Source organism: Labilibaculum sp., assembly GCF_963664555.1.
Lineage (GTDB): Bacteria > Bacteroidota > Bacteroidia > Bacteroidales > Marinifilaceae > Labilibaculum.
In genome coordinates, this window is sequence record NZ_OY761461.1 from 2,522,648 (window position 1) to 2,541,576 (window position 18,929).

Annotated in this window: 14 protein-coding genes; 12 read left to right on the forward strand and 2 right to left on the reverse strand. The window is 37.5% G+C overall.

Features of this window, described 5'->3' with window-relative positions; genetic code table 11:
- Nucleotides 1-97 precede the first annotated feature (97 nt).
- Both ACKU4N_RS10075 and ACKU4N_RS10080 read left to right on the forward strand, forming a co-directional pair.
- Nucleotides 98-904: an alpha/beta hydrolase gene (locus ACKU4N_RS10075; protein ID WP_321316123.1), complete on the forward strand. Its 807-nt coding sequence runs from the start codon at nucleotides 98-100 to the stop codon at nucleotides 902-904.
- A 63-nt stretch (nucleotides 905-967) separates the two neighbouring features.
- Nucleotides 968-2,050 (forward strand): toxin-antitoxin system YwqK family antitoxin, encoded by a 1,083-nt coding sequence (locus ACKU4N_RS10080; protein WP_321316124.1) that lies wholly within the window; start codon nucleotides 968-970, stop codon nucleotides 2,048-2,050.
- 194 nt (nucleotides 2,051-2,244) lie between these two features.
- On the opposite strand, the gene ACKU4N_RS10085 is transcribed toward ACKU4N_RS10080, so the two are convergent.
- Nucleotides 2,245-4,470, reverse strand: coding sequence for an alpha-L-rhamnosidase-related protein (locus tag ACKU4N_RS10085; RefSeq protein ID WP_321316125.1), 2,226 nt, complete (start codon nucleotides 4,468-4,470; stop codon nucleotides 2,245-2,247).
- A 337-nt stretch (nucleotides 4,471-4,807) separates the two neighbouring features.
- Nucleotides 4,808-5,512, reverse strand: coding sequence for a hypothetical protein (locus ACKU4N_RS10090; RefSeq protein WP_321316127.1), 705 nt, complete (start codon nucleotides 5,510-5,512; stop codon nucleotides 4,808-4,810).
- Between the two features lie 475 nt (nucleotides 5,513-5,987).
- Between ACKU4N_RS10090 and ACKU4N_RS10095 the strand changes: the two genes are divergently transcribed.
- The 10 genes from ACKU4N_RS10095 (at nucleotide 5,988) to ACKU4N_RS10140 (ending at nucleotide 18,901) form a co-directional block, all read left to right on the forward strand.
- Nucleotides 5,988-7,202, forward strand: coding sequence for a BamB-related PQQ repeat family beta-propellar protein (locus ACKU4N_RS10095; protein ID WP_321316129.1), 1,215 nt, complete (start codon nucleotides 5,988-5,990; stop codon nucleotides 7,200-7,202).
- Between the two features lie 25 nt (nucleotides 7,203-7,227).
- Nucleotides 7,228-8,478, forward strand: coding sequence for a BamB-related PQQ repeat family beta-propellar protein (locus ACKU4N_RS10100; RefSeq protein ID WP_321316131.1), 1,251 nt, complete (start codon nucleotides 7,228-7,230; stop codon nucleotides 8,476-8,478).
- 25 nt (nucleotides 8,479-8,503) lie between these two features.
- Complete coding sequence (locus ACKU4N_RS10105; RefSeq protein WP_321316133.1) at nucleotides 8,504-9,727, forward strand: BamB-related PQQ repeat family beta-propellar protein; 1,224 nt, start codon at nucleotides 8,504-8,506, stop codon at nucleotides 9,725-9,727.
- Between the two features lie 74 nt (nucleotides 9,728-9,801).
- Nucleotides 9,802-11,226, forward strand: coding sequence for a BamB-related PQQ repeat family beta-propellar protein (locus ACKU4N_RS10110; RefSeq protein WP_321316135.1), 1,425 nt, complete (start codon nucleotides 9,802-9,804; stop codon nucleotides 11,224-11,226).
- Between the two features lie 94 nt (nucleotides 11,227-11,320).
- On the forward strand, nucleotides 11,321-12,283 hold the full coding sequence (locus ACKU4N_RS10115; protein WP_321316136.1) for an NHL repeat-containing protein: 963 nt from the start codon (nucleotides 11,321-11,323) through the stop codon (nucleotides 12,281-12,283).
- 3 nt (nucleotides 12,284-12,286) lie between these two features.
- On the forward strand, nucleotides 12,287-12,493 hold the full coding sequence (locus ACKU4N_RS10120; protein ID WP_321316137.1) for a hypothetical protein: 207 nt from the start codon (nucleotides 12,287-12,289) through the stop codon (nucleotides 12,491-12,493).
- A 12-nt stretch (nucleotides 12,494-12,505) separates the two neighbouring features.
- The gene (locus ACKU4N_RS10125) at nucleotides 12,506-13,075 is read left to right on the forward strand and encodes a 4Fe-4S dicluster domain-containing protein (RefSeq protein WP_321316138.1); all 570 of its coding nucleotides are present in this window, start codon (nucleotides 12,506-12,508) and stop codon (nucleotides 13,073-13,075) included.
- A gap of 9 nt (nucleotides 13,076-13,084) precedes the next feature.
- Nucleotides 13,085-14,347 carry a 4Fe-4S binding protein gene (locus ACKU4N_RS10130; RefSeq protein WP_321316140.1) on the forward strand — a complete coding sequence of 421 codons (1,263 nt, stop codon included), beginning with the start codon at nucleotides 13,085-13,087 and terminating at the stop codon, nucleotides 14,345-14,347.
- 328 nt (nucleotides 14,348-14,675) lie between these two features.
- Complete coding sequence (locus ACKU4N_RS10135; protein WP_321316142.1) at nucleotides 14,676-16,556, forward strand: PQQ-binding-like beta-propeller repeat protein; 1,881 nt, start codon at nucleotides 14,676-14,678, stop codon at nucleotides 16,554-16,556.
- Between the two features lie 2 nt (nucleotides 16,557-16,558).
- Nucleotides 16,559-18,901 (forward strand): NAD(P)H-dependent oxidoreductase subunit E, encoded by a 2,343-nt coding sequence (locus ACKU4N_RS10140; protein WP_321316144.1) that lies wholly within the window; start codon nucleotides 16,559-16,561, stop codon nucleotides 18,899-18,901.
- Nucleotides 18,902-18,929 lie beyond the last annotated feature (28 nt).

Below are 18,929 nucleotides of genomic sequence, written 5' to 3' on the forward strand. Positions count from 1 at the left end.
TTGGATAAAAGCATTTTGCTTTATTGTTGGTATTGTATAGGGTATATTTAAATTATTTCGGAAAAAGCTCCGATTAACGAATAAGAAAGAAATGTGGGTGTTTGATAATATAATAGAACTTACAGATTTTAAGGATTGTTCAGGGAAAATAAATATATCGGTATTTGAGGCAGAAAAAGGATATTGTGTACCATATTTTGTCTACTTACCTCCCAATTGGAGCCCGGATAAATCATATCCATTGGTTTTGTTTTTACATGGGCAAGGTGGCGACGAAGGTACATTTAATAAATACGTTCGGGCAGAACAGTTGAATAATTGGATCAACAATGGCGATCTTGATCCGGTAGTAATTGCGGGAATTCGTGGAGATAATGATCGTGACAACGTTCAGTGGTTTACAGAGAAAAATGAAAGTCTTTTGGTAAAGGAGAATGGTGGTGAATTCATTCAGTTTTGTCAGGATTCATTTCATGCAGGAGGTCATGGAAAGCAGATTTCAATTGAAGGGCATTCGCGGGGAGCTGCTGGAGCGATTCATTACTATTTAAAATATCCAGGTTTGTTTTCGTCGATTATTGGAATGGGCTATGTGAGTGATTATACACTGGACAACAACTTCATGCTTGGGCGAAATAACTTAAAGGCTTTAATAGCCGAATCAACACCCCTTAGACTTGAAATTGGAACAGAAGATAGTTTTGTTCAGACTAAGAATCGCAGAGCAAGTTTTGAATTGCATCAGTTCTTAAAAGAGAATGAGATAGATCACTCTTTCGAAATTTTACATGGAGTTGAACATGGTTTTGACACTTATTGGAATTATTACAGCGATGAAGGATTGTTGAATGGTTTGTCTCATCTGAAGTTTCACGAACGAAGCAGAAAGAGAAATTATCGGTAAAACCCTCGCATAATATCGAAAAGTTATCTATTTTGTACATAATTATTCCAAAATTGAATTCTCATGAAGTTTACCCGCTGTTTTTTTGTTCTTATCCTGTTTCTTCCGCTTAAAAGCATAGCACAGGATACCGTATATTTTAATCAGGATTGGCTTGTTGCTGAGAAAGAGAACGCTCAGTTTTTTTCAACAATAAATAGAATTACAGAGAATCAATTTTTGGTAAAAGACTTTACAATTGACAAAGTGCTTTTGTCAGATTATCATTATAAGGGTTTACAAGCAAATATTGATTGGAACAGACTCTACGAGGTCGGCTTTGATAAATATGCAATTGAAAATGGAACAAGCAGGGATTATTATCCTTCCGGAAGCAAGAAAAAGGAGGTAGAATATGTGGATGGGCAACAAAAAGGGATGGTGACTTTTTGGCTGGAAAATGGGAAGAAAGAAAAAGAATTTTTTGCTGTCAATAATATTGCAAATGGCATTTACTCAGAGTTTTTCGAAAGTGGAGCGCCTAGTTTAAGTGTGAAATTTTTAAATGATACCTTAAATGGGCCGGCTATTTATTATTATCCGGATGGCGGGATATCCCATATGGGAAAGTTTAAAAACGGAATTAAGTTTGGAATTTGGACATACCTTTCGGAAGATGGCAAGCCAGTTGCCGAGGAGTTATATCAAAATACCTATTTTATTGATGGAGCCGATGTAAATATTAGTTTTCCGGAAGGAGTGTGGTATTTATCGGAGAAGTACAAGGTAGATGACAGATTAAGTTTTCTTTTTTACAGACTTGGAATGAATGAAGATGAGAATACAGAAGATTTAGCATCTTGTCTGATTTCTTTGGAAGCTGTGCCATCAGATATTGGTTTGATTGATTACTCTTCGCACAGAAGAAGACGCCTCTCGGTGGACGTAAAGAGAGTTATTACCAAGGAGAAAAAGCTATTTTCTCTTCCACAAAGTATTGCTTATTTCGGAAACCATACTGATTCATCGGATCATGAACGAACAACAATTGTTTTACATTCTCTTCAAGCTGAAGTTGGAATGGAATTAATTCTGGATTGTTCAAGTAAAAATTATGAGGTTTTAAAAGAAGAATTTGAATTCATACTGAAATCCCTTAAAAAGTAATAATTCCAAAAGGCATTTTTCCAGATTAAGTATTTCAGCAACATTTTCATCATTTAGTTTTTTCCAGCTAAATTGTTTGTCGAATTCTCCAGAGTTTATGTAGTCATATATTTTTATTGTTTATTATGAAAAGTCATAGTTGTTTGAGAGCACTAAATTGTAAAGACTTAAGCATAGTAATAAACCTTAAATATTTATCTTATTCTAATTATTCGAATCTTATCTATTCGTACCGTGTTAACCTCCTGATTCATATTTTTATTGAATTCTTCAAAACTAATTTTAAAGAAATTATTTCTGTTTGTCAGATCAATGAGAAAGGAGTTGGAGTAGCCGTAATTATTCCAATCACCTTCGCCACGTTGTGGAAAAACGAGACTTCCTGCATAGCTGTTATTCACCCAAAAACTACGATTTGCACATTTGTTGTTGGTATTTACAGGGCCATTTCCGTTTGCGTATAAAAAATCGATATAATACTTTCCTTCATTAGGAATTCGAATGTTAAAATAGAATTCCCGATTTTTTTTCTTGCTCAATTCAACATAGGAGGTTTTGGCATTGGAGTCAAATTCTTCAGTTTCAATATATCTTTCATAATTGGTATCATATACATAGAGTGGTTCACTATAGAATGATAAGTTTCCCAAACCATCATCTATCTGAATTTGAAATTCGGTAGGTTCATCAATGTGTACCTCAGACATATAATTGTCTTCAGTTTTTAGAAGGAGTTCTCCGTTACGGTAAATACGGTAAAAATCAGCGTTTTCTTTTTTGTCCCATAACAATTGATTTTTAGCAAAGCGGAGCGATGTGGTTTCGGGCGACACAATATTATCGACCATATTCAGTTCTGATTTGGTAGGCAGCTGATTGTTCATTCTGATCTCAATTTTGTGTTTCCCTTCCATTTCTTTTGGCACGATGGGGCGTTGGTAATATTTTCCATCTAAGGAGTAGTAGTTAATTTTATTGCCAAAGCCGTAAATTTCGATATCTAAAATTGATTTTTGATAGCGAAGGTCCTTAATAGTTTGTTTTCCTTTGTATTCTCTGGGGATAAAGGGTTTGAATTCCAAATAATCGGCTGTATAATTCATTCCTATCAGAATCCGGTAGAAGGTAGATAAGGAACCGGCGACACTCCAAAGCTGGCGGTCAGAATTGATTTCTGTTCCGTTAAAATCACCATTTTTAATTAAAAGATTTTCTTTATTGGTGAGAAAGAGCGCACTTGATCGCAACATGTTGGCAATTCCCCATTGAACGCTTTCAACATTACTTGTTTTGCTTGAAGCCCAATTCCAATAAGCTTGCACAAAAGGCCAAATTGCCTGATTGTGATAGGCTGGTATGTTTGGAATTTGAGGGTAAAAGCATGGAGTTCCAAACTTGGTAACCGGAGTATTTGATATAATCTCTTTTTGTCTTTCCTCGTTGGTGATATCCCATAGAACCATTAGTGCCTCACCCAAAGTTTCCGATTTATCCGAAAGCAATTGATTCTTTCTTCCGTAAAGATATTGTCCAAAATATTTTTTTTCGGGCAGCCATAGTTTTTCATTCAGGCTGTTTTTTAAGGCCTCCGAAATATCCTGATATTTTTGAACATCTTTTCCAAGTATTTTTCCCATTTTTATCAATACCTGCAGGCTTTGGTAGTGCACGGCCTGAGTTCCCAAATTATAGGAGTTGTAAATGTCAATTGGTTCCATCCATTTTGGATAAGATTGTTCCCGCCAGTCAAGAAAAGAAGATTCTCCTTTAAATAGATATTTCTGATAATCCCAAACTACATTAAGATCATCTTCTGTAGAATTTTTAATGATGAAATAAACTTTTTTTAGCCAATCCATGTCTCCGGTTGACTTGTACAATTCCCATGCTGCAGCAGACCAAATCATTCGATCGGAACTTACCGGCCAAGAACCTCCTGTGCCTGTGTCCTGCACAATTTTTCCCTGCTTAACTTTTTTAAGCAAACTCTTTTTCGAAATTTCAGGATTGGTAATTGCAAGAGCTAAAATCACGCTATAGCTGATGTCCCGGGTCCAAACACCTTTCCATTTTTCACCTGTATTAAAAGTAGTGTCGGGAGCAATGTTTTTTTCTATTTCCTCAAGCGAAAGCTGATAAATTGCATTAAGTAAAACCTGATTCGATTCATATTTGGGGTATTTGTTTAAGTTGGTTTTAAGTTTCCATTCTGTTTTATTTAATCCCGGGTAATTGGAGTTGATAGCTGAATTGCTGTATGCTATAGCGACATGTTCTCCTTGTTCTATCCGATTAGGGAATACTGTAAAGTCTGAAGACTGATACAAAATATAATCGTCAGGGTTACATCGATTTAAAAGTACAATCGAGAGGAGAATTGTAATGGAAATCAGGGTCGGAATGAAAAACAATTTTTTCATTTTAGTAATTTTTGACATGCTTTTAAAAGTAATAAATTCCAGAAAACTAATAATAAATATTAAAAAAATATATTGTACAAGTTGTGGATTAGAATGCAAACCGTTCAAAAAATAGCAATGAATAAACTGCAAATTGTGATCATTGCAAATATCGGGAGGTGAATATATCTTATTTTTTGAAGTTAAGTCAAATAATTGTGTAACAAAAAAAGCGACCTCGGTCGCTTTTTTTGTTGTGATAAATTAGTTGTATGTAGTTAAAAGAAAGTATTTAATCAAATTTATATAGAAAATTGATGTAAAACAACATATGAACATATTAATTTAAATCGCTTTGTTATTTATTTTCTTCATTCTGTATATTAGCGTCTTCCATAATAACATCATAAGTATAGCCAGCTCCAAAGTCCTTATCCAATGCAATTGTTCCTGTCACTTCAATAATTTGCCCTACCGAAACAACTTCCTTGCTAGTAAGGGTAAGGTCAAAATTGCTCTCAAAATCGGAACCATCCTGAATGTGTATCCAGTTCTTGCCCATAATGTTTTGATTAAATTTTACAACCTTTCCTTTTACGCTTATCTGTTTGCCTGAAAATTCATTCTTTTTTGAAAAGATATCAGCAATACTTGTTGTTCCTTCCTTCTTTTCTATTGAAACTTCAATTTTTTTAGCCGTTTGTTTCTTCATAGAAGAGGCTTGCATAGGCATGTTGTTTTCGATTGGTGTGTCAGAAATGGTATTTAAGAAATAAATAACAGGAAAATCGCGATTTAGTTCTTTGCTGTGAAAATTCTTCATTTCCAATGCGCCTTTGTAATAATACGCTTTGCCTACTTCTATTGGTCGTTGACCTATAGCCAGCCATAAATCATTACTTCCATTTATATAGGTATAACCACCCGCATTAAATGTTTCTTTTACAATAACTTTGCTAACCCCAAGAGGGAGAGAGGTTTCTTGGTTTTCAGTTTTCTTGGATTGACATGCAAATGAAAAAATTGCGAGTCCTAAAATCATCAGTAATATTGATCTTTTCATATAGTTTTTGTATTAGTGTAAGTTCTAAAGATAAGAGAAATCAAATAGAAAAATAAGGAATTATTCAGTTGTCTATTTATTTTGATTTTAAAGAAGCGTTAAAAAGTTGTTAAGCGTCCCATGTTTTTGGTTGTTTGAATAATTTTATTGCTTAATTCCAGCTGAATTTATTTATTTGTAGCAAACGTACTGTAAATTAAAAGAGACCTGTGAGTCTTTAAAGTCCATATTTGAACAGTTTTAGTTCGCAAGCGTGCAGTTTTTTATAAATCTAAATAGGCGGGGAATTAACACTTTTGTGATTCCAAGAGTTTTGATTCTTCTGGCATGAAAAGTGTTGCGTATTATGTCTTGTTTTTATTTAGACCTGAAATAGATTTAAGTAGAAGAGCTATGTTCATTTCTAAAACAATGGAATAGCCTGTATCTTTAGAAAGTTAGTGTGTAATTAAATATTGAAAAAAGTCCGATTAAAATGAAAAAATATTTCGTCCTACTTGTTTTATTTATTGCTGTAATTAGTTCATTTGCCCAGAAAAATGCTCAGTGGAGAGGTGTGAATCGTGATGGAATCTATCAGGAAACCGGATTATTGCAGGAATGGCCGGTTGAAGGCCCCGAATTAATATGGCATGTTGAAGGTTTAGGTGAGGGACATGCTTCAGCAGCAGTAACTAAAGATGTTATTTACACAGGAGGGACAGAACTTGAAAATGGTTTTGTAATAGCATTGGATCATTCAGGAAAAGAGCTTTGGAAGCAAGTTTATGGCAAAGAATGGATGGATTCTTATAACGGTGTGCGCACAAGTCCAATGGTTTATGATGGTATCGTTTATGTGATGAGTGGTTTGGGAAAAATTACAGTCATGAGTGCTGCTGATGGAACCATTCTGTGGTCAAAAAATATATTAACAGAATTTAACTCTGAAAACACCCGCTGGGGAATAACTGAGAATCTTGTTGCGGATGGAGATAAATTATATTGTACTCCGGGAGGTTCAGAAGTTAGTATGGTTGCATTAGATCGAAAATCGGGACAGCTGATTTGGAAAGCGAAAGGAAATGGTGAGAAATCAGCTTATTGTTCTCCTGCGCTAATAAAGCTGGCAAACCGTAATTTATTGGTGACTCATACAAGTAATTCAATAATTGGAGTTGATGCTGAAACCGGTACTTTACTTTGGTCGTTCGATCATCCTAATAAATATTCAATTCATCCAAATACTCCTTTGTATAAAGATGGCTATCTGTTTTGTTATAGTGGATATGGTAAAGGAGGAGTAATGCTTGAACTCGGTGAAGATGGAGGGAGTGTAAAAGAGGTTTGGCGAAATGAGTTGATGGATAATCAGATGGGAGGAGCTGTTCTGAGTGATGGTAAGATATATGGTTCCGGTCATACTAATCGTGAATGGTTTTGTTTGGATTGGAAAACTGGTGAAGTATTGCATTCAGCTAAAATGTTAAGTAACGGGAACGTAGTTTATGCTGATGGCAAATTGTATTGTTACGGCGATAGCGGAGAAGTTGCTCTTGTTGATGTTAGCAATGGAAGTTTTGAAAAAGTGAGTTCGTTTCGGGTTCCTTTTGGTGAAAAACAACATTGGGCTCATTTAGTGATTAATAATAAAAGACTATATGTTCGTCATGGAAGTTCCTTGATGGTCTATTCAATTAAAGCAAACTAAGAACAATACAAAACCTATCAAACTTATGAATCGACTACTATTTGTCAGTATTGCATTATTAAGTGTTCTCACTCAGTGCAAAACAGAAATACAAAAAAGCGAATGGCGTGGACCAAATAGATCTGGTGTTTATGAAGAAACTGGATTGCTAAAGGAATGGCCGGAGGAAGGTCCTAAAATGCTTTGGCATCTGGATAGTATTCCTACAGGTTATTCTTCTGCTGCAATCGCTCACAATACTGTTTACCTTACCGGATTAAAGGACTCTATGGATTACTTGGTGGCCATTAATATGGAAGGAAAATTAAAATGGCAAATTCCTTATGGCCGTGGATGGGATGCATCATTTGTTGATTCCCGTTGTACTCCAACGATTGAGGATGAAAGAATTTATCTGTCGAGCGGAAGAGGGGATTTAGCCTGTGTAAATGCTCTTTCCGGAGAGCTGATTTGGCAGAAAAAGGCCAATGAAATATTTGAAGGAGAGTGCGGGGAATGGGGAATTTCTGAATCATTGCTCCTATACAAGGATTTGGTTTTTTATACTCCTTGCGGAAAAAAAACAACGATGATTGCGTTGAATAAAATGACCGGAGAAACCGTTTGGGAATCGAAAAGTTTAGATGATAAATCCGCCTATGTTTCTCCTCTTTTAATTGATAGAAATGGCAAGAAACAAATCGTAACTGTAACAGAAAACAATGCAATAGGTGTTAATCCCGAAAATGGAAATATTGATTGGCAATTCGATTACGGCAGTTATGCCGCCGGAGAATGGAAAGCCAATATCAATACCAATACTCCATTGTACAAAAATGGAAAAATATTTATAACCAATGGTTACGATCATCATTCAGTAATGCTGGATTTAAATGAAGAAGCCTCTGAGGTTGAACTTTCGTATGTAGATTCATTATTGGATGTTCATCATGGAGGAGCTGTTCTGCTGGATGGTTATATATACGGTGCAAATTGGATCAATAATAGAAACGGATATTGGGTTTGCATGGAATGGGAAACAGGTAAGAAAATGTATGAGACTGAGTGGGAGAATAAAGGATCCATTATTTCGGCAGAAGGTATGCTTTATTGCTATGATGAGAAAGATGGTAATGTAGCCTTGGTAAAGGCAGACCCGAAAGAATTTAAAGTAATAAGTTCGTTTAAAGTACCATACGGTAAGGGTCCTTATTGGGCTCATATGGTAATTAATAATGGTGTATTATATGTTCGTCATGCAACAGCAATAATGGCCTATTCTATTAAAATAAACTAATATTGTGAAAACTAATTCAAGCTTAATGAAACTAATTAATATTCTTATTGTCGTGTTTAGTTCTTTATTACTAGTTCAGTGTAAGAATGCAGCTCAGCAAAGCGAATGGCGCGGTCCGCATAGAAATGGAATTTATTCAGAAACCAATCTGCTTAAAGTTTGGCCGGAAAATGGACCTGAGATTTTGTGGAAGTTTGAGGATTTAGGATTAGGTTATTCTTCCGCGGCTGTTACAGATGAAAAGGTATACACTACAGGAACCATCGATAGTATGAGCTATATTTTCTCTTTCGATTTAAGTGGTAATTTAATCTGGAAAAAGGAATATGGTAAAGAATGGTCAGAGAATTTCCCTGGTGGACGTTCAACACCTCAGATTTATGATGGAAAAGGATATTTACTGAGTGGATTAGGAAAACTCATCTGTTTTGATGCTGAAAAGGGGGATTTTATTTGGACCAAGGATCTATTTCGTGATTTCGACGGGCAAAACGTTTTCTATGGAATTACTGAGAATTTGTTAATTGATGACGACAAGTTAATTTGTACGCCAGGTGGTGTTGACGCAAATGTAATTGCATTGCACAAAGATACCGGAGATCTTATGTGGAAGAGTGCAGGAGTGGGTGAGAAAAGTGCTTATTGTTCTCCTTTGATAATCACGTATAAAGAAAAAAAATACTTGATTACCAATACTGCGAAGTCATTGATATCCATCGATCCGGATGATGGCAAATTAATGTGGAGTTATGAATTAAAGTATCCTCATGGTATTCATGGTAATACGCCGATTTATAAGGATGGCTATGTATTTACTATGAATGGTTGGGGATTTGGAAGCGTAATGCTAAAGATAAAAGATGACGGACAAGCGGTAGAAGAGGTTTGGACAAGTGGCTTATTCGATTTAGAGCATGGCGGTGCAGTTTTGATTGATGAGAATTTATTTGGAACAGATTATACGACGAAGAGTTTTTCTTGTGTTGATATGAAAACCGGTGAGGTGAGGAAAACGGTGAAAGATTTGGCTCCTGGTACCGTGATTGCTGCCGATGGTATGATTTATTGTTACGCTTATTCTGGTGAATTGGCATTAATTCAACCTATGGCGAATGGTTTTGAGGTAGTGAGTCGTTTCCATGTTCCGGGGATGAAGAGGGATCATATTGCTCATCCTGTTATTAAAGATGGGAAGATGTATATTAGATATGCCAATGGAATGTATGTGTATTCAATAGCGAATACCTGATACCTAAAGGCGTAATTTACTTTGGCAGATGTTGATGGAATCTGCAAAAAAATAAATTGATATTATAATTGAATATGCTGTCGAAAAGGAGCGAAAAAGGATTAATTCTCTTGTCTGTTGTTATAGCAGGCATATTGTTTATGTATTGGTTGGCTTACAATCCTGTAAAGGATATTCATGCAAGTATCCCGGGAATGGATAATCGTCCCGAACAAACGGAATCTTCTGAAAGAATTTTGATAGGAGAAGGATTTGATCTTTATTCTGAATATTCTTCAGATTTAACTGGGAAATGGACTCAATTTCGAGGAGCAAATTCTGATAATATTTCAACTGATAATACGAAGCTAATTAGTAATTGGGGAACCGGGCTCAAAATAGACTGGCAGGTTGAGTTGGGGGAAGGACATGCTGCGCCCGTTGTGTATAATGGAAAGGTTTATGTTCTCGATTACGACGAAGTGAAAAAAGCGGATGCCTTGCGTTGTTTTTCTCTGGAAACAGGAGCGGAGCTTTGGCGCAGATGGTACAGGGTTCATATCAAGCGAAATCATGGAATGTCCAGAACTGTTCCGGCAATTAACGATAAATATTTGGTAACAATGGGACCTCGATGCCATGTTATGTGCACCGATCCTAACACAGGTGAATTTCTATGGGGACTTGATCTGGTTAAAGAATATATGGCAGAGATACCGTTTTGGTATACCGGCCAGTGTCCTGTACTTGATGACAATACGGTTATTCTTGCTCCGGGGGGAAAATCGTTGCTAATTGCGGTAGATTGTGCTACAGGGAAAGTCCTTTGGGAAACTCCGAATCCGGATAATTGGCAAATGTCTCATTCATCGGTTATGCCGATGACTTTAGATGGGAAAAAAATGTGGGTTTATGCGGCTGTTGGAGGAATTGTTGGTGTATCTGGTGAAGGGGATGATATTGGACAAATTCTGTGGAAAACAAAAGATTTTTCTCCGTCCGTAGTTGCTCCATCGCCTGTTGTACTGAAAAACGGCAAAATATTCATGACTGCTGGTTATGGTGCAGGTTCAATTTTATTTCAGGTTAAAAAGAGTAGAAATTCATATGAAGTGGCTACGCTTCAAAAATTCAAGCCGAAAGACGGTGTTGCATCCGAGCAGCAAACACCTATTGTTTACAAAGATCGTATGTTCGCGATCTTACCTAAGGATGCTGGTGGAATGAGGAATCGGTTTGTTTGCTGTGATCCAAATGATTGTACAAAGATTTTGTGGACAAGCGGAACGAATGATCGTTTTGGTTTGGGGCCTTATATGATTGCTGATGGTAAGTTTTTTATTTTGAAAGATGATGGTACTTTGACTATCGCCAAAGCAAGCACTGAAAAGTTTGAGTTGCTGGATAAAACGAAAGTTCTGGATGGTCATGATGCATGGGGGCCTTTGGTGGTTGCCGATGGCAGATTATTGATGCGTGATGCCAAGCACCTTTTGTGTATCGATATTAGAGCAAATTAAAAGGATAGACAGATGAAACGGCCTTATTTATTAAACAGAAGGATGAGTGTAATTTGGAAGTTCTATATGGCAAGTGAAAACAAATTATAATCATATGAAAAATAAATTGATATTATGGCTTTTGGTAGTTTTACTACTTGTTGTTGTTGCTTTTATGGCAAAAGATCTTTTTATAAGTGAAAATAAGCCACAGGAAAATGTTTATGAATATGATTTGAAAGAATTACGAAAGGTTGATTCATCAAAAATTAGTCATAAAGAAGTAAAACAAATTAAGATTCAGGCCAACGGGCTTTATGGGATTGCAGTTGATGGCAAAGATCAGATTTATGTGAGTACCGATGAAAATATATTGGTTTTAGATTCAGATGGAAAACAAATCAATTCATTAAAAGTGAAAGGTAATGCCCGATGCCTAACGGTAGCGGAAAATGGAAATATTTTGGTTGGTCTGGGCAATCGTGTCGATATCAGAAAACCGGATGGAAGTTTGCGAAACAGCTTTGTAGTTGCGGGTGGAAAGGCATTTATTACTTCAATTGCTATTGATGGAGACAATGTTTACGTAGCTGATGCAGGACAAAAGATTGTACATCATTACAATATTGAAGGAGAGAAAATAAACGAAATTGGTGGAAAAAATCCAGAGGCAGGAATCAAAGGTTTTGTGATTCCAAGTCCGTATTTTGATTTATTGATGGGCAGACAAGGCGAACTTTGGGTTGTAAATCCGGGCAGACATGCTTTCGAAGCCTACAATTCCAGCGGAGAGCAAATTTCCTCATGGGAACGAACTTCTATGAGTTTGGAAGGTTTTAGCGGTTGTTGCAATCCTTCCAATGCTGCAATGCTTTCTGACGGTTCATTTGTAACGGCAGAGAAAGGGCTGGAAAGAGTTAAAATTCATTTGCCTTCCGGTGATTTTAAATCGGTTGTTGCGGTTCCTGAATTATTTGAAGAAGGAACAGTCGGTATTGACCTTGCAGTTGATTCTAAGGATAGGATTCTGGTTTTGGATCCTGTACAGAAAATGATACGAATATTTGAAGCAAAATAAACGATGATCAACAGAAGAGAATTTTTAAGAAATGGATTCAGAGGCTTGCTTTTAGGAGGTTTGGCTGTGATGAGCGGAACTCTGATTCTTCGAAATTACGGAGGTGAAGAAGCTTCATGCGATTTTGATTTTCTATGCAAAGGCTGCGATAAACTAAGTGCTTGCCGACTTCCGGAAGGTGTAAAGTTTAGAACGAAGCTTTCAAAATAATTTGATTGAACAATGATGGAAAATAAGAAGAATCGAAGAGACTTTCTCAATACCTGTTTTCGTTTTGCAGCGGGAGCTAGTATTGCGGGTGTTGCAGGAGTTTTGGCGGCAAAAAGCCAAAAAGGAGATTTTCTTTGGCAGTTAGATCCTGCAAAATGCACGCAATGCGGACGTTGTGCTACTAGTTGTGTGGTGACACCTTCGGCAGTGAAATGCATTCATGTTTACGATATGTGTGGCTATTGTGATTTGTGTGGAGGATATTTTCGTCCAAATGTAAAGAATTTATCAACCGGCGCCGAAAATCAGCTTTGTCCTACCGGAGCAATCAAACGATCTTATGTGGAAGATCCGTTTTTCAAATATGAAATTATTGATGAGCTGTGTATTGGTTGTGGAAAATGTGTGAAAGGCTGTGGTGCATTTGGAAACGGTTCATTGCAGCTTCAGGTTAGTCACGATCTTTGTGTGAATTGCAATCAGTGCGCCATTGCCAGAGATTGTCCTTCTGATGCATTTTCAAGAGTGCCAATTGAGCAAGCCTATAAGTTTGCCGGTTTTAAAACAAATAAAAAAATATAATCGATCACAATGAAGAAAAGCTTAGCCTTTATCTCTTTACTGATATTTTTTGTAGGAATGGAATTTGCAGCCTTTTCACAACAGCAGCGTTTCCCTAAACCCGAATTTGAATCAGGTTACACACAGCCGGTTACATCAATGCCGGTACCACGTGATGGAATGTTCGCTTTATTGGATGTATTGGTGTTAATTGCAGCTCTTAGCCTGATTACCTGGTTTATCTTAAAGAAAAGATCGAGAACCGGAGTCGTTGCAGTATCCATTTTTTCCATTTTATATTTTGGTTTTTTCAGGGAAGGATGTGTCTGTTCTGTGGGTTCCGTTCAGAATGTTGTTCTGGCCTTATTCAATCCTGGTTATCACATTCCTTTATCTGCTTTGGCATTTTTTGTGATTCCTTTAATTTATACATTGTTTTTCGGCAGAACATTTTGTGCCGGTGTTTGTCCGCTCGGAGCAGTGCAAGATGTCTTTTTGATGCGTCCTGTGACTTTAAAAAAGTGGTTGCAGAAAGTATTGGGTTTGATTCCATTCATCTATTTGGGATTATCTGTTTTATATGCAGCTACAGCAACCGATTTTATCATTTGCAGGTACGATCCTTTTGTAGGAATTTTCAGATTCAATGCAACATTTTTCATGTTTGCCATCGGAGCAGCTTTTCTACTAATCAGCATTTTTATAGCAAGACCTTATTGTCGGTTTTTCTGTCCTTATGGTGTGATTTTGAATTTAGTGAGCAGAGTTTCCAAAAATCATTTGACCATAACACCTTCCAATTGCATTCAATGCAAACTTTGCGGGAGCTCATGTCCTTTGGATGCAATTAACAAACCTGTTGAGGTGAAACAGATGGAAGACAAGAGATCTGCCACGCGCAGATTTATTTTGCTCAGTTTAATCATTCCGGCATTAATGATTGTTGGTGGATGGACTGGAGCAAATTTCCATGAAAATCTGGCAAAAGTAAACTCGAAAGTACGTTTGGCAGATGAGTTGGTGCATTTCGATTCCAAAACCATGAAAGAAAGTCTGGAAATTGAAGGATTCAGAACTTCGGGGAAACCAGTAGAACAATTGTATTTGGAAGCTGCCGAAATTGTAAAGAAGTTTTATTATGGCGGTTGGATATTGGGTACTTTCATTGGTTTGGTTATCGGTTTGGCTTTATCCGGATTAACAACCTACCGATATCGTGAAGATTATACACCAGACAAAGGTGACTGTGTAAGTTGTGCACGTTGTTTAAAATATTGTCCTGTAGAAAAATAATACAAGTTTGAGTCCCCATTTCAAGGGGGATATAGGGGGATGTTATTGAATGTGAAGTTAAAAACACTCCTCTTAATCTCCTCGCAAGAGGGGAATCAGAAAATAAAAAACTTTGTGTCCCTTTGAGGAGCACTTTGTGTCCCTTTGTGGTTAAAAAAAAGTGAGTATTTTACCAGGAAGTAGCACAAAGGAATAAAAAAGAATTTAGAGATTGAATAATAAAGTATGTATAGAAAGTTAAAGATACTTTGTGTCCCTTAGTGAAGTACTTGGAGCTTCCTTTGTGGTAAAACATTTTTTTAGTGGTAATATTTTAGTGGTAAAACATATGACTAACAAATTTAAAATAAATCGTACCAACCTATCCCTGTGGAAAGGCATTGCAATGGTGGCGGGAACTTTCTCCTTCGTAATTTGCATGTTGGTTTTGGTGAATTACATTCAGATTAATAGAATTGATCCGGTAAATACCGAAGTGATTAATAGTTTGGTTGATCGTTTGAATAAAAATCCTAATGATGATCAACTGCGGGAGCAAATCCGTGAAATGGATTTGTTGGTCCGTAAAGCCTATTTCACAAATCAGTGGCAGGTAAAAGCCGGAGGATATTTATTTCTGTTTGGCATTATTGTAACAGCCATTGCTTTGCAGTTATTTTATGCAGGCAAGCGACAGTTACCTCAGATATCTAAAGAGGAAGAAGAGAATATCATTCTATTTCGAGAAAAAGCAAGGAAATGGATTGTGGTTGGTGGTTTTGGAATGGTCGGAATCACTATGATATTTGCGTTTTTAACACATAAAGAGTTAGGAAATCAATTTACTGAAGCCGCTAAAATTGCCAAAGCTGAAAAAACGGAAAATACACAATCAGATGTTCCGGTTGTTGAGGTTGTTGGAAAAGAAGAGATCGCTGGGCCTGTGGTTGAAGAAAAAGTTGCAGAAGAGTTTAAGGAAGAGACTCCAAAAGAGGAAACTCTGGTTTCGGTTGCTAAGAAGGAAGAAGTCGCCGTTGAAAAGGCGAAAACCAATTCATACAAAGGAACATATCCAACGAAAGAGATGATGGCAAACTTTCCATCTTTTCGCGGACCAGCAGGAAATGGTATTGCATTTCAAAAGAACATTCCAAATGAATGGGATGGAGCTAGTGGGAAAAATATCTTGTGGAAACAGCCTGTTCCTATTCATGCTTATAATTCACCTGTAATTTGGGGAAACAAATTGTTCCTTTCCGGAGCAAATGCAACAAGTCGTGAAGTTTATTGCTACGATAGAAACAACGGTAAATTACTTTGGACAGCTAAAGCGGATCAAATTCCAGGATCCCCGGCAAATCCACCGGAAGTTACTCCGGATACGGGTCATGCGGCATCGACGGTAACAACAGATGGAAATTCAGTTTTTGCCATATTCTCAAATGGTGATCTCATCGCAGTAGATATGAATGGAAAAAAGCAGTGGGCAAAGAATTTAGGTGTCCCTGATAATCATTACGGGCATTCGTCATCTTTGATTGTTTTTGAAGACAAGCTGATTGTTCAGTACGATCAAAAAAAGAATTCAAAAGTAATGGCTTTGTCAACATCAAGTGGAGAAGAAGTATGGAGTACTGCACGTAAAGTAAGAGTTTCATGGGCATCGCCTGTGATTGTTCAAAACGGAGATCAGGTTGAGATATTATTAGCGGCGGATCCCTTCATTGCATCCTACGATGCACAAACAGGAAAGGAATTGTGGAAATTAGATTGCATTACCGGCGAGGTTGGTCCTTCGGTAGCTTATGCGAATGGAATCGTATTTGCCTTAAACGAATATGCCAGTTTGGTTGCCATTAAACCAGGAGCAAAACCTGAAATTTTATGGGAAGCGTACGATTATCTTTCAGATGTTCCAAGCCCGATCGCTTACAAGGATTTATTGTTTGTGGTGACCAGTTATGGTGCGGTGGTCTGCTACAATGCAAAAGCAGGAGAAATACTTTGGGAAAAGGAGTTTGACGGAGGTTTTTATGCATCGCCAATTTTGGCCGATGGCAAAATATATTTGATGGACCGGAAAGGTGTAATGCACATTTTTAAGGCTGATAAAGAATATGTGGAACTTGCAACATCATCCTTGGGAGAAAAATCAGATGCATCACCAGCTTTTGCAGATGGCAGAGTGTACATCAGGGGTGAGAAAAATCTTTATTGCATAGGAAAATAGGTATGGAGAAGATAATCGATTTTGTTGATGGAGTTGTTGCTGAAATTGGAAAAGAGCCTGATAAGGTGATTTCAATTTTACAGGCTATTCAAGGGAAATATAACTATTTGCCTGAATCTGCTTTGAAAAGGGTATGTGAAACTACAACAATTACTGAAGCTCAAATTACAGGTATTTCAACTTTCTATTCTCAGTTTCGTCATCAGCCGGTGGGGAAACACATCATTCGGGTTTGTGTGGGCACTGCCTGCCATGTAAAAGGAGCAAAGCAGGTATACGATGGTTTTCGCCGGGAATTAGGATTGGAAAAAGGCGTAGATACCGATACTGAAAATCTTTTTACGGTAGAGGAAGTTGCCTGTTTAGGCTGCTGCACTCTTGCTCCCGTGGTTCAGATTGATGATGTTACTTACGGTCATGTTGAAACTGGTAAAGTCGCTGAAATTATAGAGGATTTTAAAAATCTGGCACCAAGCACAGAGAAGATTGTGAGAGAAGTGACTGAAGAAGGAATCTCTCAGGGTGAAATTCGAATTGGATTGGGATCATGTTGCATTGCCAGTGGCAGCTCAGGAGTGAAAGAAGAGTTGGAAAGGACATTGGCCGAGAACAAAATTAAAGTAGATGTGAAACAGGTTGGTTGTGTTGGAGTATGCAATCAGGTTCCCATGATGGAAATCCATAAAAATGGAGAAGAAGCAGCTTACTACACGAAAATCAATGCAAATGAAGTTGGCGATATTATCGAAAAACACTTTCGCTCGGAGAGTTGGATGAGTCGTTTCAAAAATCGCTTTTACAATTACGCTGAGAACCTTACTTTTTCAGATATCCCTAAGAGTTCGAACCGATACAATGCAAATGAAGAACATACACCAATTGCGGAGTTTTTGAAAGGGCAGGTAAACATTGCAACAGAATACCGGGGAGAGATAAAACCTTCCGATTTTGAAGAATACCTTACGAAACATGGTTTCGAAGCCTTTAAGAAATGCCTGAACGGGATTTCTGCAGATGAGATTATTTCGGAAATTGAAAAAAGCGGACTGAAAGGTCGTGGTGGTGCAGGTTTTCCTTCGGCGATCAAATGGAAAATGGTTCAGAATGCAAAGTCTGATCAAAAATACATCATTTGTAATGGTGATGAAGGAGATCCGGGTGCTTTTATGGATCGAATGCTGCTGGAATCTTATCCGTTCCGAATTATTGAAGGGATATTAATTGGTGCTTATGCCGTAGGAGCAACCGAAGGCAGACTTTACATACGGGCAGAATATCCGCTTGCAGTAAAACGGATTAAGGAAGGTTTGGAAATTTGCAAAAGCAAAGGATTGCTTGGGAAAAACATTTTAGGTTCCGATTTTTCATTTGAACTGAAAGTATTTGAGGGAGCTGGAGCTTTTGTGTGTGGTGAAGAGACTGCATTAATTGCATCCATTGAAGGCAAACGGGGAATTCCGCAGTTGCGGCCACCGTATCCGGCAGAAAAAGGATTGTGGGATAAACCCACTCTAATCAATAATACAGAAACATTCTCTTTGATTCCATACATTATTCGGAATGGTGCGGAAGCTTTTAGTAAAATTGGAACGGAAAAAAGCAAGGGAACGAAGGTGTTTGCCTTAGCCGGAAAAATCAACAGAGGAGGATTGATTGAAGTTCCTATGGGAATTACGATCAAGCAAATTATAGAAGAAATTGGCGGAGGCATTGCCAACGGGAAGCAATTTAAAGCTGTTCAAATTGGCGGTCCGTCGGGGGGCTGCATTCCTGCTTCCATGTCCGACACGGCAATCGACTTTGATTCTTTGAAAGAAGTGGGAGCCATGATGGGCTCAGGAGGGTTGATTGTTTTGGATGAATCGGACTGCATGGTTGACATTGCTCACTATTTTTTATCGTTTACACAGGAAGAATCATGCGGACGATGCACATTCTGTAGAATTGGAACGCAGCGCATGTTGGAAATTCTAGCAAAAATCAAGACAGGAAAAGGAAAATTGAGTGACTTGGATTTGCTGGAACAGTTGGCAATCAACACTCAAAAAGGAAGTATTTGTGGATTGGGAAGAACAGCTCCAAATCCTGTGTTGTCAACCTTAAAGTATTTCCGACACGAATACGAAGCACATATCAATGGCAAATGCCCGTCTGGCAAATGCGAGGAGTTAATTCGCTACGAAATAAACAACAATTGCACGGGTTGTACCAAATGTGCGCAACGCTGTCCGGTAGATGCGATTGAAGCAAAACCTTACGAATTGCATGAGGTTGATAATGAATTGTGCATTAAATGCGATATCTGTAAACAAATTTGTCCGGTGGATGCCGTGGAAATAAAATAATTAAAAGACCTGACAGGTTTTTAAAACC